This is a genomic window from Labrys neptuniae (genome assembly GCF_040797145.1).
GTDB lineage: Bacteria > Pseudomonadota > Alphaproteobacteria > Rhizobiales > Labraceae > Labrys > Labrys neptuniae.
Genome location: NZ_JBFNQD010000003.1, coordinates 385,535 through 405,690, shown reverse-complemented (window position 1 = coordinate 405,690; position 20,156 = coordinate 385,535). Strand labels below are relative to the sequence as shown.

At 64.5% G+C, this 20,156-nt stretch carries 23 protein-coding genes; 10 read left to right on the top strand and 13 right to left on the bottom strand.

Features of this window, described 5'->3' with window-relative positions:
• Positions 1-69: 69 nt before the first annotated feature.
• Positions 70-1,218 (bottom strand): M24 family metallopeptidase, encoded by a 1,149-nt coding sequence (locus tag ABXS05_RS12575; RefSeq protein ID WP_367624142.1) that lies wholly within the window; start codon positions 1,216-1,218, stop codon positions 70-72.
• A gap of 127 nt (positions 1,219-1,345) precedes the next feature.
• On the bottom strand, positions 1,346-2,134 hold the full coding sequence (gene pgeF, locus ABXS05_RS12570) for a peptidoglycan editing factor PgeF (protein WP_367624141.1): 789 nt from the start codon (positions 2,132-2,134) through the stop codon (positions 1,346-1,348).
• Positions 2,135-2,312: 178 nt separating this feature from the next.
• Between pgeF and ABXS05_RS12565 the strand changes: the two genes are divergently transcribed.
• Positions 2,313-2,888: a DUF992 domain-containing protein gene (locus ABXS05_RS12565; RefSeq protein WP_367624140.1), complete on the top strand. Its 576-nt coding sequence runs from the start codon at positions 2,313-2,315 to the stop codon at positions 2,886-2,888.
• 90 nt (positions 2,889-2,978) lie between these two features.
• Here ABXS05_RS12565 and ABXS05_RS12560 read toward each other — a convergent pair whose 3' ends face one another.
• Positions 2,979-4,067, bottom strand: coding sequence for a class I SAM-dependent methyltransferase (locus tag ABXS05_RS12560; protein ID WP_311933530.1), 1,089 nt, complete (start codon positions 4,065-4,067; stop codon positions 2,979-2,981).
• Positions 4,064-4,924 carry a prolipoprotein diacylglyceryl transferase gene (lgt, locus tag ABXS05_RS12555; RefSeq protein ID WP_311933529.1) on the bottom strand — a complete coding sequence of 287 codons (861 nt, stop codon included), beginning with the start codon at positions 4,922-4,924 and terminating at the stop codon, positions 4,064-4,066. The genes ABXS05_RS12560 and lgt overlap by 4 nt, the downstream gene beginning before the upstream one ends.
• A 196-nt stretch (positions 4,925-5,120) precedes the next feature.
• Between lgt and ABXS05_RS12550 the strand changes: the two genes are divergently transcribed.
• The 5 genes from ABXS05_RS12550 (at position 5,121) to ABXS05_RS12530 (ending at position 8,431) form a co-directional block, all read left to right on the top strand.
• Positions 5,121-5,375 carry an accessory factor UbiK family protein gene (locus ABXS05_RS12550; RefSeq protein WP_068288466.1) on the top strand — a complete coding sequence of 85 codons (255 nt, stop codon included), beginning with the start codon at positions 5,121-5,123 and terminating at the stop codon, positions 5,373-5,375.
• Positions 5,376-5,554: 179 nt separating this feature from the next.
• Positions 5,555-6,055, top strand: a complete 501-nt coding sequence (locus ABXS05_RS12545) for a type III secretion system chaperone family protein (protein WP_105861637.1) — start codon at positions 5,555-5,557, stop codon at positions 6,053-6,055.
• A 282-nt stretch (positions 6,056-6,337) separates the two neighbouring features.
• The gene (proC, locus tag ABXS05_RS12540) at positions 6,338-7,165 is read left to right on the top strand and encodes a pyrroline-5-carboxylate reductase (protein WP_311933525.1); all 828 of its coding nucleotides are present in this window, start codon (positions 6,338-6,340) and stop codon (positions 7,163-7,165) included.
• A 166-nt stretch (positions 7,166-7,331) separates the two neighbouring features.
• Positions 7,332-8,072 carry a TetR/AcrR family transcriptional regulator gene (locus tag ABXS05_RS12535; protein WP_311933524.1) on the top strand — a complete coding sequence of 247 codons (741 nt, stop codon included), beginning with the start codon at positions 7,332-7,334 and terminating at the stop codon, positions 8,070-8,072.
• Positions 8,069-8,431 (top strand): tRNA-binding protein, encoded by a 363-nt coding sequence (locus ABXS05_RS12530; RefSeq protein ID WP_311933523.1) that lies wholly within the window; start codon positions 8,069-8,071, stop codon positions 8,429-8,431. Before ABXS05_RS12535 ends, ABXS05_RS12530 begins: the two co-directional genes overlap by 4 nt.
• 117 nt (positions 8,432-8,548) lie before the next feature.
• Here ABXS05_RS12530 and ABXS05_RS12525 read toward each other — a convergent pair whose 3' ends face one another.
• Positions 8,549-9,739 carry an acetyl-CoA C-acyltransferase gene (locus ABXS05_RS12525; protein WP_367624139.1) on the bottom strand — a complete coding sequence of 397 codons (1,191 nt, stop codon included), beginning with the start codon at positions 9,737-9,739 and terminating at the stop codon, positions 8,549-8,551.
• A gap of 88 nt (positions 9,740-9,827) precedes the next feature.
• Here ABXS05_RS12525 and ABXS05_RS12520 point away from each other — a divergent pair, with 88 nt between their 5' ends.
• Positions 9,828-10,652 carry an alpha/beta fold hydrolase gene (locus ABXS05_RS12520; protein ID WP_367624138.1) on the top strand — a complete coding sequence of 275 codons (825 nt, stop codon included), beginning with the start codon at positions 9,828-9,830 and terminating at the stop codon, positions 10,650-10,652.
• Complete coding sequence (locus ABXS05_RS12515) at positions 10,642-11,250, top strand: TetR/AcrR family transcriptional regulator (RefSeq protein ID WP_367624137.1); 609 nt, start codon at positions 10,642-10,644, stop codon at positions 11,248-11,250. Before ABXS05_RS12520 ends, ABXS05_RS12515 begins: the two co-directional genes overlap by 11 nt.
• 39 nt (positions 11,251-11,289) lie before the next feature.
• Here ABXS05_RS12515 and ABXS05_RS12510 read toward each other — a convergent pair whose 3' ends face one another.
• The 3 genes from ABXS05_RS12510 to ABXS05_RS12500 all read right to left on the bottom strand — a co-directional run bounded on the left by ABXS05_RS12510 (position 11,290) and on the right by ABXS05_RS12500 (position 13,999).
• Positions 11,290-12,642, bottom strand: coding sequence for an ATP-binding protein (locus ABXS05_RS12510; RefSeq protein ID WP_311933516.1), 1,353 nt, complete (start codon positions 12,640-12,642; stop codon positions 11,290-11,292).
• 95 nt (positions 12,643-12,737) lie between these two features.
• Entirely contained in the window at positions 12,738-13,451 is a 714-nt protein-coding gene (locus ABXS05_RS12505) for a response regulator (RefSeq protein WP_311933514.1), read from the bottom strand.
• Entirely contained in the window at positions 13,448-13,999 is a 552-nt protein-coding gene (locus ABXS05_RS12500; protein ID WP_311933512.1) for a MarR family winged helix-turn-helix transcriptional regulator, read from the bottom strand. The genes ABXS05_RS12505 and ABXS05_RS12500 overlap by 4 nt, the downstream gene beginning before the upstream one ends.
• 561 nt (positions 14,000-14,560) lie before the next feature.
• On the opposite strand from ABXS05_RS12500, the gene ABXS05_RS12495 reads away from it, so the two are divergent.
• On the top strand, positions 14,561-15,454 hold the full coding sequence (locus ABXS05_RS12495) for a branched-chain amino acid aminotransferase (RefSeq protein WP_367624136.1): 894 nt from the start codon (positions 14,561-14,563) through the stop codon (positions 15,452-15,454).
• A gap of 538 nt (positions 15,455-15,992) precedes the next feature.
• Here the strand turns inward: ABXS05_RS12495 and ABXS05_RS12490 are convergent.
• The gene (locus tag ABXS05_RS12490; RefSeq protein WP_367624135.1) at positions 15,993-16,991 is read right to left on the bottom strand and encodes an aldo/keto reductase; all 999 of its coding nucleotides are present in this window, start codon (positions 16,989-16,991) and stop codon (positions 15,993-15,995) included.
• Between the two features lie 94 nt (positions 16,992-17,085).
• Between ABXS05_RS12490 and ABXS05_RS12485 the strand changes: the two genes are divergently transcribed.
• The gene (locus ABXS05_RS12485) at positions 17,086-17,976 is read left to right on the top strand and encodes a LysR family transcriptional regulator (RefSeq protein WP_367624134.1); all 891 of its coding nucleotides are present in this window, start codon (positions 17,086-17,088) and stop codon (positions 17,974-17,976) included.
• Positions 17,977-17,985: 9 nt separating this feature from the next.
• Here ABXS05_RS12485 and ABXS05_RS12480 read toward each other — a convergent pair whose 3' ends face one another.
• The 4 genes from ABXS05_RS12480 to ABXS05_RS12465 are packed head-to-tail and all read right to left on the bottom strand — an operon-like array spanning position 17,986 to position 20,063.
• A complete protein-coding gene (locus ABXS05_RS12480; RefSeq protein ID WP_367624133.1) occupies positions 17,986-18,573 on the bottom strand; it encodes a dihydrofolate reductase family protein in 588 nt (195 codons plus the stop codon).
• Positions 18,574-18,617: 44 nt separating this feature from the next.
• Entirely contained in the window at positions 18,618-19,247 is a 630-nt protein-coding gene (locus ABXS05_RS12475) for a glutathione S-transferase family protein (RefSeq protein ID WP_367624132.1), read from the bottom strand.
• Positions 19,244-19,720, bottom strand: coding sequence for an SRPBCC domain-containing protein (locus tag ABXS05_RS12470; RefSeq protein WP_367624131.1), 477 nt, complete (start codon positions 19,718-19,720; stop codon positions 19,244-19,246). The genes ABXS05_RS12475 and ABXS05_RS12470 overlap by 4 nt, the downstream gene beginning before the upstream one ends.
• Complete coding sequence (locus ABXS05_RS12465; protein WP_367624130.1) at positions 19,713-20,063, bottom strand: ArsR/SmtB family transcription factor; 351 nt, start codon at positions 20,061-20,063, stop codon at positions 19,713-19,715. Before ABXS05_RS12465 ends, ABXS05_RS12470 begins: the two co-directional genes overlap by 8 nt.
• Positions 20,064-20,156: the final 93 nt, after the last annotated feature.

The following is a 20,156-nucleotide window of genomic DNA, read 5'->3' as shown; positions in this document are numbered from 1 at the left end:
GTTCACACTTGCATGGCTGGAATGCGTGCAGATTGGGATGATTTGCCGCTGTTCCGATGCCCGGCCGGGTCAACGCATCTGCAATCCGGCGTCGGCCCCGTTCAGCACTTCGCTGCCGTTCTCGGTGGTCAGGCTGGTCCGCCCCAGGCACATGGCGGTGCCGCTGTCGGAGTCCATCAGGATCATGTGGGCGAACATCACCATGCCCGGTTCCAACACCCAGTCATTGCCCTCGTAGAACATCGGCTGGTCCATCCAGGACGGCGTGAACTTGGCGCCGAGCGAATAGCCGCAGGCGGCGAGCCGGTGCTCCTCCAGCCCGTGCGAATCCATCACCCGGGCATGGGCGGCGAAGACATCGCCGGCCGTGCGCCCCGACCGGATCTCGGCCTCGCAGGCGAGAAGGGCCTCATGGGCGGCGGTATAGAGTTCGCTGTGACGGGGCGAGACGTCCCCAACCGTGATCGTGCGCATCAGCGCCGCGTGGTAGTGGCGATAGACGCCGGCGAATTCCAGCGTGATCTGGTCGCGTTCGGCGAGCTTGCGGCGGCCGCTCTTGTAACGGCAGAGCAGGGCGTCGCGCCCCGAGCCGATGATGAATTCGTTGGCGGGATAGTCGCCGCCGGCCGAGAAGATGGCATTGTGCTGGGCCGCGAGGATGTCGCCCTCGTCGGCGCCGGGAAATACGGCGGCGATGCCGGCTGCATCGGCCGCGTCCGAGAGGCGCGCGGCCTCGCGCACATAGGCGATTTCTGCCGCCGACTTGACCGCCCTGAGATGGGCGACGACATCGGAAGCGTCGACCAGCTCGAAATCGCCGGCAAAAGCCGCCTCGAGCTTGCGGCCATTGGCATGGGTGAGGCCGTAGGAATCGAATTCCACGCCGATGCGGCCGCCCGTCACGCCGAGATCGCGGACCATGGCGAGGAGTTGCTGGGCCGGTGTCGCATCCCTGCGATCGGTCCAGATGCGGATGTCGGTGAGGTTGGAGGTGTGCTGGGCCTGGCGCAGATCCGCCGTGCGTGTGAGCAGCGCCATCGTGCCGTCGGCGCGCACCAGCAGGGACTGGAAGAAGCAGAAGCCGAAGGTATCGTAGCCGGTCAGCCAGTACATGCTCTCCTGGGCAAAGAGCAGCATGGCATCGAGCTTTTGCGTGGCCATCTCCGCCTGCAGGCGCTTCAGGCGCGTGGCGAACTCATCGGTCGAAAAATGTAACATGGCAGGTCCCGCCTCGAACCTCGTTCCCGATGCGTTTTGCGATTTGGTCGATTCACCAGGAATCGCAAAGACGCGTAAAACCAAAGAGTTAGAGCAAACAAGCGTTCACGCCTGAACGCGCTTTGCTCTAGTGATCTGCCAGCGCGATCGCATGCAGCAGGCGGCCATAGTCTGGCTCCTTGCGATGGGTCACCCGCCGGTAGGAGAAGAAGCGCTCTTCGTCCTGATAGGTGCACAGCGCCATGTCCTCGAAGCGGCCGATGCCGGCCGCGGTGAGACGCATGGTGATATAGGCCGGCAGATCGAACATGGCATGCCCCGCATTGGGGCTCGGGCCGAAGAAGCGGGCATTGTCGGCAGCAGCCTCGATGAAGCGGGCCTTGAACTCCGGCCCGACCTCGTAGGCCGCCCGCGAGATCATGGGACCGAGCACCGCGACGACGTTGCCGCGTGTGGCACCGAGGCCGACCATGGCGTCGAGCGTGGTTTCGAGCACACCGGTGAAGGCGCCCTTCCAGCCGGCATGAGCCGCGCCGATCACGCCGGCCTTGGCGTCTGCGAACAGGACGGGGCCGCAATCGGCGGTGGCGACAGCCAAGGCGAGGTTGCGCTCGCGCGTCACCATGGCGTCGACCTTGGGCGCGTGCTCGCGGGTCCAGGGCGCGGTGACGGTGACCACGTTGGGGGAATGCACCTGGTAGCAGGTGATGAAGCGATCGCGCGGCACGCCGAGGCTGTCGGCCATGCGGCCCCGGTTCTCGCGGACGTGATCGGGAACGTCGTCCGAGCCTGATCCGCCGTTGAGCGAGGCATAGATGCCGTCCGACACGCCTCCCTGGCGCGTGAAGAAGCCGTGGCGGATGCCGGGCAGGTCGAGGGCGGCGTGCTGGAGCGCGATGGCGGGCGAATCGGTCATGGCGGCAGGATCGGGAGGAAGTGGAGGGATGTCAAACCGGCGCCCGGCGGGAAGCCGGGCCAGTCAGGATTCTGATACCGGCGATTTCGCGGCGGGAACCGTTGCGTTTTCAAGCCGTTGGTTCAAAGTGCCCTGGCATCCTGCCGCGGCCGGAGAAGATTTGTTGAATAGGTGCCCCATGAAGATCACGAAAACCTTGTCCGCATTTGCTTTGGCGGCCCTGCTGGCGCCTGCGGCGGCCGGTTCGGCCGAGGCGGCCGTCAGGACGGGAACGCTTACCTGCGACATCGGCGGTGGCATCGGCGTGGTGCTGGGATCGCGCAAGCCGGTTTCCTGCCGGTTCTCCGGCTTCAACGGCTACAGCGAACTCTATGACGGCACCATCACCAAGGTCGGCGTGGATGTCGGCTTCACCTTCGGCGGGCGTATGGTCTGGGCGGTCTTCGAGCCGTCCAACCGTCACGCGCCCCTGGGCGGCAACTATGCCGGCGTGTCGGCCGAGGCCAGCGCGGCGGTCGGCGTCGGGGCCAATGTCCTGCTCGGTGGCGGCAATGGCGGCGTGACGCTGCAGCCGATCTCGGTGCAGGGGCAGACCGGCCTCAACGCGTCGGCCGGCATCGGCAGCCTGCATATCCGCCCGGTCGCAGCGCCGGTGATCATCCAGACCGAGCGGGCCTACCGTCCCCGCCACAAGGCCCATCGCCATCACTACAAGGCGAAGAAGCATCGCAAGAGCTGCCGCTGCAAGGTGTGAGGCCTCGAGGAGCTGAGCGAAAATTGCGAGGCTCTCGCTAGCTTGCCATCACCCGGGCCTGCCTCGGTGATGGCAAGAACCATGCCTTTCTCAGCTGCGCTCGGTTCCCGGCGCCGAGACGGCCAGCACCTTGAACAGCGAACCCATGGCGCGCGGGGCGTCGTCGGTCAGGCGTTCGAGCGCCTTGGCGATCGCTTCTGCCTGTTCCGGCGTGGCATGGCGGCTGAGATTGGCAGCCATCGGGCGGATACCGAGTTCGTTGAGAAAATGGGCCTGCGTGGTGAGGATGTCGATCGCCAGATGCCGGTCGGCGGCGATGCGGGCCAGCGTCTCGAAGCAGACATGGGTGGTGAGGTCGGCCTCGCCGGGACGGGTCAGCGGATCGACGAAGGCATGGCCGGCCATGGCCTGCAGCGTGTCGCCGACGCCGAATTCGAGATGCCCGTAATCGATGATCAGGGCGGCGCCGCCGAAGCGGCCAAGGCGCGCAGAGAGGGCCGCCATCACCTGTGAACCGGCTTCCGGATATTCGACGATGGTGCCGTCGAGCGCGCCATCGGAAAGGGGAGGTGCCTGGTTGGCCGGTACGGGCTCCGGGGCGAGCCCGAAGGCGAGTTCGTCATCGACCAGGCCGACCAATCTTTCATGCCAGCGCCCGCCCTGATGCACCAGCTGGTGCACGGGCAGGGCATCGAAGAATTCGTTGGCGATGATGATCGATGGCCCCTCCGGCAGGCTGGCGATGTCGTCGTGCCAGGTCGGGCGGCGTCCCCCGAGGCTGTTCTCCAAGGTCTTGGCCTGGGCTTCGCGCAGGACGGGACTCGTCTCGACCAGATGGAGTGCGATGGCCTCGGCGAAGGCGGGCACGACCTTGCCGATCGCCCGCAAGGCGTCCGCCATCAGCGTGCCGCGTCCGGGCCCGAGTTCGAGCAGGTTGATCCGGGCGGGCGAGCCGAGGATCATCCAGCGATGGGCCGCCCACAGGCCGATGATCTCGCCGAACATCTGGCTGATCTCGGGAGCGGTGGTGAAATCCCCGGCGGCACCGAGCGGATCGCGCGTGATGTAGTAGCCGTGACGGGGATGGCCGAGCGCGAGCGTCATGTAGCGCGCCACGTCGATCGGCCCTTCCTGGCGGATCAGGTCCTTGATCTCGCGGGCGAGCGGGGTTTCGCTCATGCCGATTTCGGTGTGTCGGAGGCCTTGGGCGCCTCGGGACGGTGCATCAGGGCATACACCACCAGGCCAAGGCCGACCAGGACCATCGGCAGCGAATAGGCTTGTCCGACCGTCAGCACGTCCTGGATCCACCAGCCGTCCGGCTCGCGGTAGAGTTCGCTGAAGGAGCGGGCGGCGGCGTAGCCGATGCCGAACAGGCCGGCGATCAGGCCCGGCCGTTTCAAGGCACCGAAGCGTGTCATGATGGCAAACAGCACGAACAGCGCGAGGCCCTCCAGGGCGGCCTCGATCAACTGGCTCGGATAGCGCGGCGTCGGCCCCTGCGGAAATATCGAGAACGGGCTCGATGGTGAGATCATGCCCCAGGACGACCCCCAGGCCGGGCGCCCCCATAGTTCGTCATTGATGAAATTGGCGATGCGGCCGAGAAACAGGCCGATCGGCGCCACGCAGGAGGCGATGTCGAGATAGGACAGGACCGGGATCTTGTTGAGCCAGGCAAACAGGATCACTGCAAGTGCCGCCCCCAGGAAACCGCCATGGAAGGCCATGCCGCCTTCCCAGACCTTGAGGATCTCGATCGGATTGGCGAGATAGTAATCGGGCTCGTAGAGCAGCATGCCGAGCCGTCCGCCGATCACCACGCCGAGCGTGACCCAGATCAGGAGGTCGTCGAATTGCAGTTTGGTGCCGGGCTGTACGAGCCAGAGCCTGGCGTTGCCGATCAGGCGGCGTCCATACCACCAGCCGCCGAGCAGGCCGAAAATATAGGCCAGCGCATACCAGCGTATGGCGAGCGGGCCGATATGGATCAGCACCGGATCGAAAGCGGGGACGATGAAATATTGCTCAGGCATGGGTGCCTTTTGGTGACTAGAGGTGACAGCGTCAAGGCAGAAGCTTCTAGGGCGTGTCGTCAGTTATGGTTTCGGGCTAGACGGGAGCGATTTTGACCTCGTCTCGCTCGAAACCATAACTGACGACACGCCCTAGCGGGGCCGCACTTTTATCGAGGTCTGGCCCGTGCTATCGACGCCGCAAAGGAGTTTCGTGATGCCACAGCAATCCGGCCGTATCTATGACGAGTTCGCCAAATTGATGACCGACGCCGCCGGCGTCGCGCAGGGCGTGCGCCGGGAAGTCGACAGTGTCGTGCGCAGCCAGGCCGAACGCATCATGCGCGATCTCGACTATGTTCGACGCGATGAGTTCGATGCCGTGCGCGAGATGGCGATCAAGGCTCGCGACGAAAACGAACGCCTGGCGGCCCGTATCGCCGAACTCGAAGCCAAGCTTGCCGCGCGTTAAGCGCAAGATTGTCTCGCCGTGCGACAATAAGACCGGCGAAGAATGAGAGGCCTCCTTGTGGACGGCGGGAACGAATCCTTGCCGATTCAGCCCGAATGCCTGAACTCTCCCCACACAGGCTGCGTATCGATCGGTATTCGCAGCGCCAATGCGCCTCCTCGGAGGCGCCGGGAGTTGCAATGTCGGTAATCGAGCTCCAGAGCGAGCGGGCCGGTCATCCGGTTGATCTCGTCGAACATCTGGCGAGTCTTCATGACTGGGCCTTCGACAGACTCGGCGAAGACGAGATCTCCATCGTCGTGAAGGGGCATGGCTGCGACTATGCCGTCTCCTTCACCTGGATGGACGATATCGAGTCGCTGCATCTGGCCTGCTCCTTCGACGCCAAAATTCCCAAGCGCCGCCACGCCGATCTCTTGCAGACGATTGCGCTCGTCAACGAACAGCTGTGGGTCGGCCATTTCGACGTCTGGAATGCCGACCAGGTCATCATGTATCGCCATGCCCTGTTCCTGGCCGGCGGCGCCGAGGCCACGCCGCGCCAATGCGAAGCCCTGATCGAGATCGCGGTGGAAACCTGCGAACGTTATTTCCAGGCCTTCCAATTCGTGATCTGGGCCGGCAAGACCCCCAAGGAGGCGCTCGAAGCGGTGCTTTTCGAAACCGTGGGCGAAGCCTAGAGCGTTTTGTGATTTCCTGGAATCACCAAGAATCGCAAAGACGCGTCGAAACAATGAGTTAGAGAAAAGCAGCGGTTACGTGTAAACGTGCTTTGCTCTGGTATTCGGGGGCTTTCCGCGTCCTTGCGAGCGCAGCGAAGCAATCCGGCCCTCATAGGGTCTACACGGACATTCCTGGATTGATTCGCTGCGCTCGCAAGGACGAACCTTTTCCGGTGACCCATTGCAGCTGCGAAATAGGCGGCTGCCGAAGCCGGCTTCTTATTTGCAGGAGTTCTTCGCATGGCTGAAGCATTGGACATTGGCGGCAAGCTGCTGCTGCTGGGCGCCGGCAAGATGGGCGGGGCCATGCTGGAAGGATGGCTGAAGCTCGGCCTAGATCCGGCCCAGGTGGGGGTGATCGATCCGCATTTGCCGCCGGAGATTGCCGGAGACCTCACCATAAAAGGTGTCGCGGTCAACCCGATGCTGGCGTCCTTCGGCACGCCGGCGGTGGTGCTCCTGGCGATCAAGCCGCAGATGATGGACGTCGCCATGGGTTCGGTCGCCCCCCTGTTCGGATCGGATACGCTGGCCGTCTCCATCATGGCAGGCAAGACCATTGCCAGCATCGCGGCATTGCTGCCGGCAGGCACCGCCATCGTGCGCGCCATGCCGAACACGCCGGCTGCCGTCGGCCGCGGTATCACCGCTGCCGTGCCGAATGCCTTCGTGACCGCCGATCAGGAACGGGCGGCCGACGCCTTGCTGCGGGCGACTGGCGCCGTGGAGTGGGTGGCGGATGAAAGCCACATCGATGCGGTGACGGCGGTTTCCGGCTCGGGGCCGGCCTATGTCTTCCATCTCGTCGAAGCCATGGCGGAGGCCGGAGCGGCGGCGGGCCTTCCGGCCGATCTCGCCATGCGGCTGGCGCGCGCCACCGTGGCGGGTTCCGGCGAATTGCTGCACCAGTCCGACCTGCAGGCCGCCACGCTGCGGCAGAACGTCACCAGCCCGGGCGGCACCACTGCGGCGGCGCTCGAAGTGCTGATGGCTGAAAACGGCCTGACGGCATTGATGAAGCGGGCAGTGGAGGCCGCTCGCCGGCGCGCGGGCGAACTCGCGTCCTGAGGGCTGGTCTCCAGATCACGAAGGCCTCTCATGTCGAGAGCCGGGTCTGAAGACACGTCCCCCAGACGGCAACACCGAACTCCTGCGGCCAACGCGCCGCATTGATCCGGTTCGCAATCGGCCTATCTTTATCGGACGGGGCACACCGAAAAACGAGGTTCGAGCCATGGTTGCCAAGCCGAAAGCCGATAATGCCGTCGATCCGCGTCAGGCCGCTGTAGAGGCCTTGCTGTCGCTATGCGCCGACAATCCCTGGGGCGAGATCGGCCTGGCCGACATTGCCGACAAGGCGGGACTGTCTCTGTCGCAATTGCGCGGCCTCTACCCCTCCAAGGGGGCCATCCTTGCTGCCTATTCGCGCCAGGTCGACCAGAAGGTGCTCGATGGCATCGATGCGGGCATGGCCGAAGAGCCGGCCCGTGAGAGGCTGTTCGACATTCTGATGCGCCGTATCGACGTGCTCTCGCCGCACAAGACTGCCATCGCCAATATTTCCAGGGCCTTCGCGCTCGATCCGCTCGCCATGGCGGCCTGGAACCGTGTCGTCACCAATTCGATGCAATGGATGCTGACGGCCGCCGATATCGACGCCGATGGCCCGATGGGAGCCGTGCGGGCGCAGGGACTGGCGCTGGCTTGGGCTCGCATCGTCAAGGTCTGGCTGAAGGACGAGGACGAAGGCCTGGCCACGACGATGAAGGAAGTCGACCGGCAGCTTCGCTCGGGCGAACGCTGGATGGAGCGGGCCGACGATCTTTGCCAGATCTTCGCGCCGTTCCGCCGCATCGCCGAACGTTCTCATGAGCGCCGTGCCCGCATGCGCGAAAGGCTGCGCGAGCGTTTTCACGATTTCGCCGAGTCGCGCCGGCGAGGCAGGGATGATCGAGACGATGCGGAGGCGGTGTGAGTAACAGCAACGGGCAGCCGGCGGCGGAGATCGGCTTCGACGATTTCCTCAAGGTCGATATTCGCATCGGCACGGTGCTGGAGGCGGTGCCCCTGGAAGGGGCCCGCAAGCCGGCCTATCGCATGCGCATCGACTTCGGCGACGAGATCGGCATCAAGGCGTCGTCCGCTCAACTCACCGCGCTCTACAGGGCCGATGAGCTGGTCGGGCGCCAGGTGATGGCTGTGGTCAATTTCCCGCCGCGCCAGATCGGCAAGTTCATGTCGCAGGTGCTGACGCTGGGCTTTCCCGGCGCCGATGGTGCTGTCGTGCTGGCGACACCCGAACGCGGTGCCCCGAACGGCTCGCGACTGTTCTGAGAGCTGGCGAAAGTGCGGAGTGGCGACCTCCCGGTCGCCATACTCTTCATCCTGAATGGGGTTTTTGGCGATGTCGACCAGGAGGTCGACACTGCAGTAACATCAAGCCGCCTCCGCTTATCCGACTCTCTCGATCGCGATGGCGGTTGCCTCGCCGCCGCCGATGCACAGCGAGGCGACGCCGCGCTTGAGGTCGTTGCGGGCCAAAGCGTGCAGCAGGGTAACGATGAGGCGCGCCCCGGTGGCACCGATGGGATGGCCGAGAGCGCAGGCCCCGCCATGGATGTTGAGACGGTCGGCCGGGATGTCGAGGTCGTGGCGGGCCGCCATCGCGACTGCGGCGAAGGCCTCGTTGATTTCGAACAGGTCGACATCGCCGACGCGCCAGCCCGTACGTTCGAGCAGTTTTCGCATGGCCGGGATCGGCGCCGTGGTGAACCAGGCCGGATCCTGGCTGTGGGTGGCATGGCCCTTGATCTCGGCGAGCACGGGCAGGCCGTCGCGCTCGGCAATGGAGCGGCGGGTGAGGACGAGTGCGGCCGCGCCATCGGCATTGGCCGAGGAACTGGCGGCGGTGATGGTGCCGTCCTTGCGGAAGGCCGGCCTGAGTTGCGGGATCTTGTCGGGTGAAACCTTGAGCGGGTTCTCGTCGTCGGCAATCAACCTGGATCCGCCTTTGCCCGGCACCTCCACCGGTGCGATCTCGGCGGCGAAAGCACCGGTTTCGATCGCCTTGCGGGCGCGGGTCAGGGTCTCCACGGCATAGGCGTCCTGGTCGTCGCGGCTGAACTGATAGGCCTCAGCCGTCGCCTCGCCGAAATCGCCCATCGGGCGGCCGCCTTCATAGGCGTCCTCCAGGCCGTCGAGCATCATGTGGTCGAGAAGGCGGTCATGGCCCATGCGGTAGCCGCTGCGTGCCTTGGCCAGCAGATAGGGCGCATTCGACATCGACTCCATGCCGCCCGTCACCACGATGTCGGCGGAACCGGCGCGAAGGAGATCGTGGCCTAGCATGGTCGCCTTCATGCCGGAACCGCACACCTTGTTGACGGTCGTTGCGCCCGTGGCGTCGGGCAGTCCTGCCTGGCGGGCGGCCTGACGGGCCGGCGCCTGGCCAAGGCCGGCCGGAAGCACGCAGCCCAGCAAGACCTCGTCCACGCGATCAGCGGCGAGGTTCGCTCTTGCCAGGGCCGCTTTCACGATATGCGCTCCGAGCACGGGGGAGGGCAGGCTGGAGAGGTCACCCTGGAAACGCCCCAGCGGTGTGCGTGTGGCGGAGACGATGACGATGGGGTCGCTGCTGGACATGGCTCAATCCTCGCTGATGCTGCGGAGTACCTATTGCATGACGAGTGACATATTATATTATGATCATAATTTAAAGAGGAGAGTGGTCATGGATCTTTCGGAACGCATCGACCCGCGCAGGCTGGCTCTGCAGATGATCACGCCCCGGCGGCTTCCCCCGCGCCCTGTCACGGTTCCCGAAGGTGCTATCCCCTTCTCCGTAGAGCATGATGGCGCCGTCATCGCCGGTTGGCGCTGGGGTCAAGGCGAACCAGTGCTCCTCGTGCATGGCTGGGAAGCCTCCCATCTCGACATGCTCGCTTTCGTGGAACCCCTGCTCGCGCGCGGTCTCGGCGTGATCGCGGTCGACCTGCCGGCTCATGGCAGCTCCGAGGGCGTCTCGGCGACCATCCCACAGATGGCCAGGGCCGTGACCGCTGTCGGCAAGGCCTGTGGGCGCCTGCATGGCGTGATCGGCCATTCCGTCGGCGGGCCGGTCCTGACCGTCGCACTGGCCGGCGGGTTGGAGGCTGGGCGCGTGGTCCTGATTGCGTCACCCGCCAATTACGGCCGTCAGATGCGGGCGGCGGCAATGGCATTGGGGGTGGTCGACACCAGGGATCTCGCCCATATGGCCGACGAACTCATCCGCCTGGGTACCGAATTGCCGATCATGGACCTGCCCAGTTTTGCCGAGCGGTTGACGCAACCGGCTCTTCTCCTCCATTCCAGGGACGATCGCGTCGTCGCCATTGGCGAAGCGCGCGAAATTGCCAGATATTGGCGCGGATCAGGATTGATCGAGCTGGACGGGCTTGGTCATGGCCGCATTCTCAGCGATGCTGGTGTGATCGGCCAGACCGTCGATTTTCTGGCCGTGGATTTTCCGGCGGCGCGATCCGTGACAGGAGGCGAGGCTGTTCATGCGCTATGACAAGGGCCATAAGGATGCGACGCACCGGCAGATTCTCGAAACCGCCGCGTTGCGCCTGTTGCGGGATGGCATCGACGGCACCGGCATTGCGCCATTGATGGCCGATGCGGGGCTGACACATGGCGGCTTCTACAGCCATTTCGCCTCGAAGGATGCCTTGGTGCGGGAAGCCGTCGCCCATACGCTGACACAACGGCGTGGCAAGCTGCGCCGCTCCGCCGAGCGCGCCGATGACCCGATCGAAGGGCTGATCCGCTATTATCTGCGTCCTATCCACCGGGATATGCCCGACAAGGGCTGCGCCATCGCCGCGCTTTCCAGTGAGATCGCGCGCCAGTCCGAGACGACCCGGGCCGTCTTCACCGAGGAACTCTTCGGCAGCATCGGCGTGGTCGCGGACGCTCTGCCCGGTGGCGATGCCGAAATGCGCCGCAGCACCGCTACCGCCATCATGGCCCTGCTGGCTGGAACGCTTCAGCTCGCGCGCGTCGTCCCCAATCCCGAACAGTCCGACGCGATCCTGGAGGACGGCATCGAAGCGGCGCTGAAGCTGGCGCGTGGCACCTCCGGTGGCGGGAAAGTCAGTACAGACAAGTAGATCGGCCAGCGCCGGGCATCTGCCGATCTTTGATCGGCATCAGACCGGGATGCGCACATTCGCACGCAGTCCGCCCAATGGGCTGGTGGCGAGGGTAATGTCGCCGCCATGGAAGCGGGCGATGTCGCGGGCGATGGCGAGGCCGAGGCCTGTCCCGCCATGATCCTGGTTGCGGGCCTCGTCCAGCCGGAAGAAAGGCTTGAACACGTCCTCGCGGCTTTCTTCGGGCACGCCGGGGCCGTCATCGTCGACGGTGACGACGAGATAGCGTTGCTCGCGCACCCCGGTGATGACGATGGTCCTGGCGAAACGCTGGGCGTTGGATACCAGGTTCGTCAGGCAGCGTCGGAAGGCGTCCGGTCGCACCACCACGATGGGATCGCCCTGGAAGCTGACCCGGGCATCCTGGCCGTGGCGTATGGCATTGGCGCGCAGCTCCTCCAGCAGGGCGGCAATGTCGGTGGCTTCGGCCTGCTCCGCTGCGTCGCCGCGCGCAAAGGCGAGATAGGCCTCCAGCATACGGCTCATCTCGTCGACGTCCTTCTGCAGATCCTCATATTCGGGGCTGCTTTCGTCGAGCAGGGCCAAGGACAGCTTGAAGCGTGTCAGGATGGTGCGCATGTCGTGCGAGACGCCGTTGAGCATGGCGGTGCGCTGCTCGAAGGCGCGCTCGACGCGCCGGCGCATCTCGATGAAGGCACTCGCGGCCTGGCGCACTTCGCGAGCCCCGCGCGGGCGGAAGTTCTGGACATCGCGCCCCTTGCCGAAATCCTGCGCGGCATTGGCGAGCTGCTGGATCGGCCGGATCTGGTTGCGCAGGAAAAGGATCGCCACCGTGATCAGGATCAGCGAGGAGCCGAGCATCCAGAGCAGATAGATATAAGAGTTGGAGGCGAAGGTCTGGCTGCGACGGGCGAAGACGCGCAGCACGGCATCATCGAGCTTGACCCGGATCTCGACGAAATCCGAGCGGCCGACCGTATCGATCCAGAAGGGCAGGCCGATGCGCATGCGGATCTCGTCCGACAGCGCCTGGTCGAGAATGTCGAAGAAGGGCCGGGCACCGCGCGGCGGCAGATCCTCGAGGGGGCGGAACTCGATGCCGAGCGCGAGCTGCTTCTGGGCCACCAACTGGAGCAGGTCCGTCGTGCCTTTGTCATGGGGCATTTGCTGGTAGAGCTCGACGATCGCCGCGATGTCCTTGGTGGTGGCGGCCGACAGCCGCGCCGTCACGCCCTGCCAATATTTCTCCATGAACATGTAGGTGACGATGGCCTGCAGCAGCACCATCGGCGTGATGATGATCAGCAGCGAGCGGGCATAGAGGCCCTTGGGCATGCGGTCGCCCAGTGCCGACAGCACACGCCCGGGGCCGGCGGCGAGTTCTCGCATCCGGGGCAACGCAATGCGGGCGGCCTCCGACGCCCGCGACAGGCCTTTGCGGAGCAGCGCTCCGGCAGATTGAAGGGCCGGCGGACGGGACTGCATCACATGTCGACCATCAGGCGGTATCCTGTGCCGCGCACCGTCTGCAGATAGACCGGATTGCCCGGATCCTTCTCGATCTTGCGGCGCAGGCGGTTCACCTGCACGTCGACCGTGCGCTCATTGGCGATGTCGGCGGCCGAACCGGCAAGCGCCAGCCGGTCCACCGTCTCGCGCGGGATCTCGACCAGCAGGCGCAGCATGTCGCGCTCGCGTTCGGTGATGCGAACCGTCTCGCCGCCTTGCTGGAGTTCGCCGCGCGAGACATGGAAGGTGAAGTCGCCGAAGGTGACGATGTCGCGCACCGGTTCCGCCGGTGTCGGAGCAACCGCCCGCTTCAGGATATTGTTGAGGCGCAACAGCAATTCGCGCGGTTCGAACGGCTTGGGCAAATAGTCGTCGGCGCCGATCTCCAGGCCCTTGATGCGATCATCCGGATCGCCGCGTGCCGTCAGCATCAGGATCGGCACGCTGGAGCCGGTGCGGATCCAGCGGGTCAGGTCGAAACCGTTCTCGCCTGGCATCATCACATCGACAATCATCAGATCGAAGGTGATCGCCTCGATGCGCTGCCGGGCGCTGGCCGCGTGTTCGGCCGTGGTCACGCGATAGCCGTGCTCGCCGAGATAGCGCGAGAGCAGGGTGCGGATGCGGTTGTCGTCGTCGACCAGCAGGATATGGGGGGCGTCGTCGGGAAGGACGGCAACCTTGTTCATCGTTTTTCACCCCGGATCTTGTCGCCTTTGGTGACGTTGCCGCTGATGAGCCGGGCGACTTCCGCCCGCCCGTCCGGATCGACCATGGCGAACAGGAAGCGTTGCGCCAGCTCGGGGCCGGTCAGCCCGGCTTCGGCGAGTGCTCGCGCGATGCGCTGGGATTGCGTCGTTGCCAGTTCGACGGCCAGTTGCTTGCCTTTCACCGTGGTGGTCAGCAAACGCTGCCGACGATCTTCCCTGCCTTCGCGCTGCAGGATGAAGCCCTGGTCGACCAGGTCCTTCAACACCCGGGCCAGCGACTGCTTGGTGATTTTCAGAATATCCAGCAATTCGGCGACAGTAAGATCGGGATTGCGGTCGACGAAATGCAGCACGCGATGGTGGGCCCGCCCAAAACCATAGGCTTCGAGGGCATGGTCGGGATCGGCAACGAAGTCGCGATAGGCGAAGAAGAAGAGTTCGATCAGCTCATAAAGCGGGGGCTCGCCCTGCTCGGTTTCCGAGCGTGGCGTGGAGGCAGGGGAGAACGAGAAATTTACGTCAGCCATATTGACATATTTTCGTCAGATCGTTACGCAAACCGGGCTCAGCGCGAAAGGATGTTCCGCCGGAGCGTTTCTCGATTTGGCAGAATTGCCAAGAATCGCAAAGACGCATCGAACCAAAGAGTTAGAGCAAAATAGCGTTTCCGTCTAAACGCGCTTTGCTCTGGAACGGGTGGATATCTCAACGCGCGAGGCGCGGTGCCGTTTCCGGCACGAAACATAAGGGGATTTGCCCCCCGACGCAAAAGCGACGGTTGCCATTATCCAGCCACGTCCCGAGCGAAAAAGACGCTCGCGGCGAACGGAACAGTTTCCGCAACTGCCCGCCAATGGCTATAACATTGCGGTTACCAAGCTGTCTTGCGCCCCGGTGAAATCGCCAGGGGATGCAGGGCTCCGCAAATGGAGCAAGTCGGCGTTTTGCCATTTGCTCCAACACGTTTTGCGATTCGACGGAAACGCCAGGAATCGCCGAGACGTGTCGAACCGAAGAGTAAGAGCAAGCAAGCGTTTTCGCCAAGACGCACTTTGCTCGAGGAAGCGCTAAGCGCTGGAGGATGTGTCATGTCGATGTTGCCCTTCGATCAACGCGATGGCTTTATCTGGCTGGATGGCCAGATGCTGGCCTGGGGCGATGCCAAGCTTCATGTTCTTTCGCATGGGCTGCACTATGGCGGTGCCGTCTTCGAGGGCGAGCGTTCCTATGGCGGCAAGATCTTCAAGTCCTCCGAGCATTCCGCACGCTTCAAGCGTTCTGCCGAGATTCTTGATTTCGCCATTCCCTATTCGGTCGAGGAACTCGATGCCGCCAAGCAGGCCGTGCTCGACAAGAATGGCCTGAAGGATGCTTATGTCAGGCCGGTGGCCTGGCGTGGCTCGGAAATGATGGCCGTGGCCGCCCAGCATGCCACCATCCACACCGCCATCGCCGTGTGGGAATGGCCGAGCATGTTCGACATGGCGACCAAGATGAAGGGTATTCGCCTTGATGTGGCCGAATATCGCCGGCCCGATCCGAAGACGGCACCTTCCTTGTCGAAGGCCGCCGGCCTCTACATGATCTGCACCATCTCCAAGCATCGTGCCGAGCGTCGCGGTTATGCCGATGCGCTGATGTATGACTGGCAGGGCCGTGTGGCCGAATGCACCGGTGCCAATGTCTTCTTCATCCAGGACGGCAAGATCCACACCCCGATCGCCGACTGCTTCCTGGACGGCATCACCCGCCGCACGGTGATCGATCTTGCCAAGGCCCGCGGTCTGGACGTGATCGAACGGCGCATCATGCCGGACGAACTCGGCAGCTTCAGCGAGTGCTTCCTCACCGGCACGGCAGCAGAGGTCACGCCGGTCAGCGAGATCCTCGAACATCGCTACACGCCCGGCACCATCACTCGCAGCCTGATCGAAGACTTCAATCAGGCGGTGCGCCCTGAGAGCCAGTCGGCTGCGGCCTGACGGAGCTGAGACCGGCGAGACGAAGCAAGGAGGCAGGCCGCGAGCCTGCCTTTTGCATTGAAAGCGCCCAAACAACGCTGCCTGTTGCCAGGACAACAGCGGGAACCCGGGCGCCATGCTGGGATGGATGAGGGGGCGGCCATGATGGGAGCGCGAGCGATGCGGGCAATTCGGTATCTGTCCCTTGGCATGGCGGCGGCGGTCATTTTCGCTGGCGCCTTTGCTCCGGCAGTGGGTCTTGCGCGGGACCGGTTGCAAACACTGCGTCTGGCGCCGCTTCGGATCATGTGCATCCGGGCGCCATGTCCCTGGGGCGAAATGGCGATCCAGCCGGTGGATGCGGCCGACTCGCCGCACCCGCTCTACCGAGGCCCGCTGCCCCGGCTGCAGGCAAGGCCCGCGGATGCCGCCGCGATCCGCCGTACTTGGCGCCAGTGGTCTTGCCTGATCGTCCGGGGACATCTGGACAGGGCCGGCGCCGGCCAGGGTGTGCTTTTGCAGGTATCGCGCGTCCTGAGGCGATGCTGATTGCTTTGTCTCAGGAGGCGTCGACCAGCGCCATGGCTTCCGGCATGTAGCGCTCGCCGCTGACGCTGGCCGGAGGCATGGCTTCGTCGATGGCAGCAAGATCGGCCGCCGTGAGCGAGATTGCGGCCGCCGCCGCATTGTCTTCCAGATGGGACAATCGCCGGGCCCCGGGAATAGGCACGATATGGTCGCCCCGGTGCAGCACCCAGGCCAGTGCGAGCTGGGCAGGCGTTACCCCCTTGTCCTCGGCAATGCTGGCAAATTTCGCCAGCAGGCGTTGGTTCGCCGCCATGTTGCTTTCCTGGAAACGGGGCAGGGATTTGCGCCAGTCGTCGGCGGCGAGCGTGCTGTGATCCCGGATCGTGCCGGTGAGCAGGCCGCGGCCCAGCGGACTGTAGGGCACGAAGCCGATGCCGAGTTCCCGGCAGACCGGCAGCACATCCGCCTCGACATCGCGGCTCCACAGTGAATATTCCGTCTGGACCGCGGCAATCGGATGGACGGCATGGGCGCGTCGGATGGTCGTCGCGCCGGCTTCCGACAGGCCGAGGGCCTTGACCTTGCCCTCTCTCACCAGCTCCGCCATGGCCCCGACCGTGTCCTCGATGGGCACGGCGGGATCGACACGATGCTGGTAGAACAGGTCGATGGTCTCGACGCCGAGACGGCGAAGCGAGGCTTCGGCAACGGCGCGCACATGTTCGGGACGGCTGTCCACACCGATGATACGGTCACGATCCTGGCCTTCCGGGGCAATGCGGAAACCGAATTTGGTCGCGATCACCACCTTGTTCCTGGCCCCCTTCAACGCCTTGCCGACGAGCTCCTCATTGGTGAAGGGTCCGTAGACCTCGGCGGTATCGAAGAGGGTGATGCCGAGATCGACGGCGCGATGCAGCGTGCGGATGGCATCCGCCTCGGCCTGGCCGCCATAGGCAAAGCTCATGCCCATGCAGCCGAGGCCGATGGCGGAAACGCTGAGCTCGGTGCCGAGTTGGCGTGTCTTCATGATGTGGTCCTCCGTAATATCGGCGACCATGCACCTCATTGAGTTGTTCGATAATCCATGCTTTTTTAAATGGCTTGTTTTGTATAACTGAACAATGAAACGAACCGATCTACCCAGTCTCGTCATTCTCTCGGCTATCGCAGAGCAGCGCAGCTTTCGTGCCGCGGCTCGCAAGCTCGGCATGTCGGTGTCGGCCGTCAGTCAGGCGATCACGGGTCTCGAGGAAAGCCTAGGCGTGCGGCTGCTGGCCCGCACGACACGGAGCGTTGCGCCTACCGCCGCCGGGGAACGCTTGCTGGGGCAATTGCAGCCGGCGCTCGCATCGATCGAGGAGGCGCTCGAACAGGCGAGCGCTTCGCAGGCGGACATCGCCGGGAGGCTCCGCTTCAGCGCGCCACGCACGGCCGTGCAGCATGTGCTGCTGCCGCTGGCCCTGCGTTTCATGCGCCGATATCCCGCGGTGAGCGTGGAAATCCTGGCCCAGGATGCCTTCACCGATATCGTGGCGTCGGGTTTCGACGCCGGCATACGGTTCGGCGAAAGCCTGCAGCAGGACATGATCGCCGTGCCGCTCGGCGGCCCGCTGCGCTTTGCCATCGTCGGGGCGCCCGGCTATCTCGATGGCCGGCGCAGGCCGGAACTGCCCGCGGATCTCCACGATCACGATTGCATCCAGCGCCGCTTCACCGATGGCTCCCTCTATCGCTGGGAGCTCGAACGGGATGGTAAGGCCATCGAACTGGCAGTGACGGGCAGCCTCATCGTCAATGACGACGCCCTGATGCTCGATGCCGCTTTGGCGGGGCAGGGGCTGGCTGTGCTGATCGAGGGGCTCGTGGCGGAGGCGCTTGCCCAAGGCAGGCTCGTGCGCCTCATGGAGGATTGGTGCCCGGCCTTTCCGGGTCTCTTCCTCTACTATCCTAGCCGGCGCCTGATGCGCCCGGCCTTGCGCGCCTTCGTCGATTTCCTGAAGACGGAGGCCTAACCGAAGCCGCTACGTCCTGGCATAGTGCAGCACGGCCACGCCGCAGGCGAAGGGGCGGGCGTCGACGAGCCGGAGCCGTGTCGTCTTGCGAAGCTCCCCGAGCATCGGCTTGCCGCTGCCCAGCACGGCTGGATTGATGATGAAGTGGAATTCGTCGATCAGCCCCGCTTCGACCAGCGAGGACACCAGGATGGGACCGCCATAGACGATGATGTCCTTGCCAGGTTCGCGCTTGAGGCGGTTGACCTCCTCGGCGAGGCCGGCTCCGGCAATCTCAGTATTGGCCCAGCGCGAGTCCGTCAGGGTACGGCTGAAGACGATCTTGCGCATGTCGCTGATCGCCCTGGCGAACCCCGACTGGGGACTGGCGGAATCCTCCGAGACCGTCTGCCAGTGCTGGTGGAAGCCCTCCTCGGCCATCATGCGGCTGAGCAGGATGCAGTCGGAGGAAAAGGTGAGGTCGTGGTGGTAGCGGCGCAGTTCCTCGTCCCAGCCCCAATCCGGCGCCCAGTTCCAGGCCATCCAGTCATTGTTGCCGTCATGGCTCGAACTGAAGCCATCGGCCGATATCTGCATTTCCAGCTTGAGCTTGCGCATGGCAGGGGCCTCGTCGGTGAGAAATGGTGTGAGATGCGATTGATTCAGGCGGCGAGCGGCGCTGATGAAACGGGGAAGGGTTGGCGCCAGGCTTCGATATCGAGCAGGCTGTCATGCCAGCGGCGGATATTGGGATAGGGGTCGAGTGGAATGCGGCTGGCCTGCGCATCCGGCAGAGCGGAGGCCAGGGCGAAATCGGCAATGCTCAGGCGGTCGCCGACGACGTGGTTTCGTCCGGCGAGGTGTCGCTCGAGCAATGCGGCGGCGCTGTGGAACTCCGCCGTGGCGGAGGCAATCAAAGCTGGGTCCGGCGGGCCCATGCCGATGAGGGGCTTGATCAGATGCTCGAACCACAAGGTGCCGGCGGGACGCGTGAAGTGATGAGCGTCCCAGCTCAGCCAGCGCATGACCTCGACCTGGCGGACGTCATGCGGCCACAGGTCCGACTGTGCCAGGTCGGAAAGATGGCACATGATTGCATTGGCTTCCCAGAGCGACCAGTCGCCGTCCTGCAGCACGGGCACGCGGCCGTTCGGATTGATGGCGAGAAAGTCGGGCCGGCGATGCTCGCCATGCGCCAGGTTCACCCGCACGAACTCGACCGGGGAGCCGAGATGCCGGGCAACGGCGCAGGCTTTGCGCGGGTTCAGGGTCTCACAATAGAACAGCTTCATGGCGACACCTCGGTCAGGTAGGCTTCGAGCCTATCAAAACTCTGGCTCCAGCCTTCGCCATGGCCGTCCCGCGAGGCGAGGGTGGTGAAGACGCCTTGGTGGAAGTGCATCAAGGTCTGGCCGTCCTCGTCCTTGAAGGTGACGGTGACGATGGTCTCGGGCCCGGGATTGCCGTCATCGCCCTCCCAGGCATGGGTGAAGACGAGGCGGGCCGGCGGCTCCACCGTCAGATAGGTGCCGCGCACCCAATGGTCGGTGCCGTCCGGGGCATGCAGGCAAGTGCGATAGAAGCCTCCCGGGCTGCAATCGAACTTGTCCGAGGTCGCCGTGAACCCCTTCGGTCCGGGCCAGCGAACCAGGTGCTGCGGCTCCGTCCAGGCCTTGAACACCAGTTCGCGCGGCGCCTTGAACAGGCGGGTGATGACGAGTTCGTGCTCTTTGGCGGCCGGGGGAATGGAGGGCGCGCTAGTCATGCTGGTTGTCCTTGTCGCTTTTTTGGGACTGGAGTTCGGCGAGATAGTCGTCGAGGCGGTCGAAGCTGTCGTCCCAGAAGCGGCGATAGTGCTGGACCCAGTCGAAGGCGTCCCGCAGCGGGCCCGGCTCCAGTCGGCAAGGGCGCCATTGCGCGCTGCGGCTGCGAGTGATCAGGCCGGCCTTTTCCAGGACCTTGAGATGTTTTGAGATGGCCGGCTGAGTCAGCGTGAAGGGTTCCGACAATTGCATGACGGTCGCTTCACCCTGTGCAAGTCGGGCGAGGATGGCCCGGCGGGTCGGGTCGGCCAGGGCCGAGAAGGTGTCGCTGAGATGGTCGGGCATCGTATATAGCCATCCAGTTAATTAACCTAGTGGATATATACGATGCCCGGGCCGACGCGTCAAGGTCGCTCGTAGGGCAGTCCAGGCAGAGAC

Excerpts from the sequence above, each read along its gene's own strand:
- ABXS05_RS12520 (WP_367624138.1), top strand. The coding sequence starts at position 9,828 with ATGGATCTTTCGGAACGCATCGACCCGCGCAGGCTGGCTCTGCAGATG.
- ABXS05_RS12500 (WP_311933512.1), bottom strand. The coding sequence starts at position 13,999 with ATGGCTGACGTAAATTTCTCGTTCTCCCCTGCCTCCACGCCACGCTCG.
- ABXS05_RS12465 (WP_367624130.1), bottom strand. The coding sequence starts at position 20,063 with ATGCCCGACCATCTCAGCGACACCTTCTCGGCCCTGGCCGACCCGACC.
- ABXS05_RS12565 (WP_367624140.1), top strand. The coding sequence starts at position 2,313 with ATGAAGATCACGAAAACCTTGTCCGCATTTGCTTTGGCGGCCCTGCTG.
- lgt (WP_311933529.1), bottom strand. The coding sequence starts at position 4,924 with ATGCCTGAGCAATATTTCATCGTCCCCGCTTTCGATCCGGTGCTGATC.
- ABXS05_RS12535 (WP_311933524.1), top strand. The coding sequence starts at position 7,332 with ATGGTTGCCAAGCCGAAAGCCGATAATGCCGTCGATCCGCGTCAGGCC.
- ABXS05_RS12485 (WP_367624134.1), top strand. The coding sequence starts at position 17,086 with ATGAAACGAACCGATCTACCCAGTCTCGTCATTCTCTCGGCTATCGCA.
- ABXS05_RS12515 (WP_367624137.1), top strand. The coding sequence starts at position 10,642 with ATGCGCTATGACAAGGGCCATAAGGATGCGACGCACCGGCAGATTCTC.
- ABXS05_RS12550 (WP_068288466.1), top strand. The coding sequence starts at position 5,121 with ATGCCACAGCAATCCGGCCGTATCTATGACGAGTTCGCCAAATTGATG.
- ABXS05_RS12510 (WP_311933516.1), bottom strand. The coding sequence starts at position 12,642 with ATGCGAGAACTCGCCGCCGGCCCCGGGCGTGTGCTGTCGGCACTGGGC.
- ABXS05_RS12480 (WP_367624133.1), bottom strand. The coding sequence starts at position 18,573 with ATGCGCAAGCTCAAGCTGGAAATGCAGATATCGGCCGATGGCTTCAGT.
- ABXS05_RS12560 (WP_311933530.1), bottom strand. The coding sequence starts at position 4,067 with ATGAGCGAAACCCCGCTCGCCCGCGAGATCAAGGACCTGATCCGCCAG.
- ABXS05_RS12575 (WP_367624142.1), bottom strand. The coding sequence starts at position 1,218 with ATGTTACATTTTTCGACCGATGAGTTCGCCACGCGCCTGAAGCGCCTG.
- ABXS05_RS12495 (WP_367624136.1), top strand. The coding sequence starts at position 14,561 with ATGTCGATGTTGCCCTTCGATCAACGCGATGGCTTTATCTGGCTGGAT.
- ABXS05_RS12475 (WP_367624132.1), bottom strand. The coding sequence starts at position 19,247 with ATGAAGCTGTTCTATTGTGAGACCCTGAACCCGCGCAAAGCCTGCGCC.
- ABXS05_RS12545 (WP_105861637.1), top strand. The coding sequence starts at position 5,555 with ATGTCGGTAATCGAGCTCCAGAGCGAGCGGGCCGGTCATCCGGTTGAT.
- ABXS05_RS12470 (WP_367624131.1), bottom strand. The coding sequence starts at position 19,720 with ATGACTAGCGCGCCCTCCATTCCCCCGGCCGCCAAAGAGCACGAACTC.
- pgeF (WP_367624141.1), bottom strand. The coding sequence starts at position 2,134 with ATGACCGATTCGCCCGCCATCGCGCTCCAGCACGCCGCCCTCGACCTG.
- proC (WP_311933525.1), top strand. The coding sequence starts at position 6,338 with ATGGCTGAAGCATTGGACATTGGCGGCAAGCTGCTGCTGCTGGGCGCC.
- ABXS05_RS12490 (WP_367624135.1), bottom strand. The coding sequence starts at position 16,991 with ATGAAGACACGCCAACTCGGCACCGAGCTCAGCGTTTCCGCCATCGGC.
- ABXS05_RS12525 (WP_367624139.1), bottom strand. The coding sequence starts at position 9,739 with ATGTCCAGCAGCGACCCCATCGTCATCGTCTCCGCCACACGCACACCG.
- ABXS05_RS12505 (WP_311933514.1), bottom strand. The coding sequence starts at position 13,451 with ATGAACAAGGTTGCCGTCCTTCCCGACGACGCCCCCCATATCCTGCTG.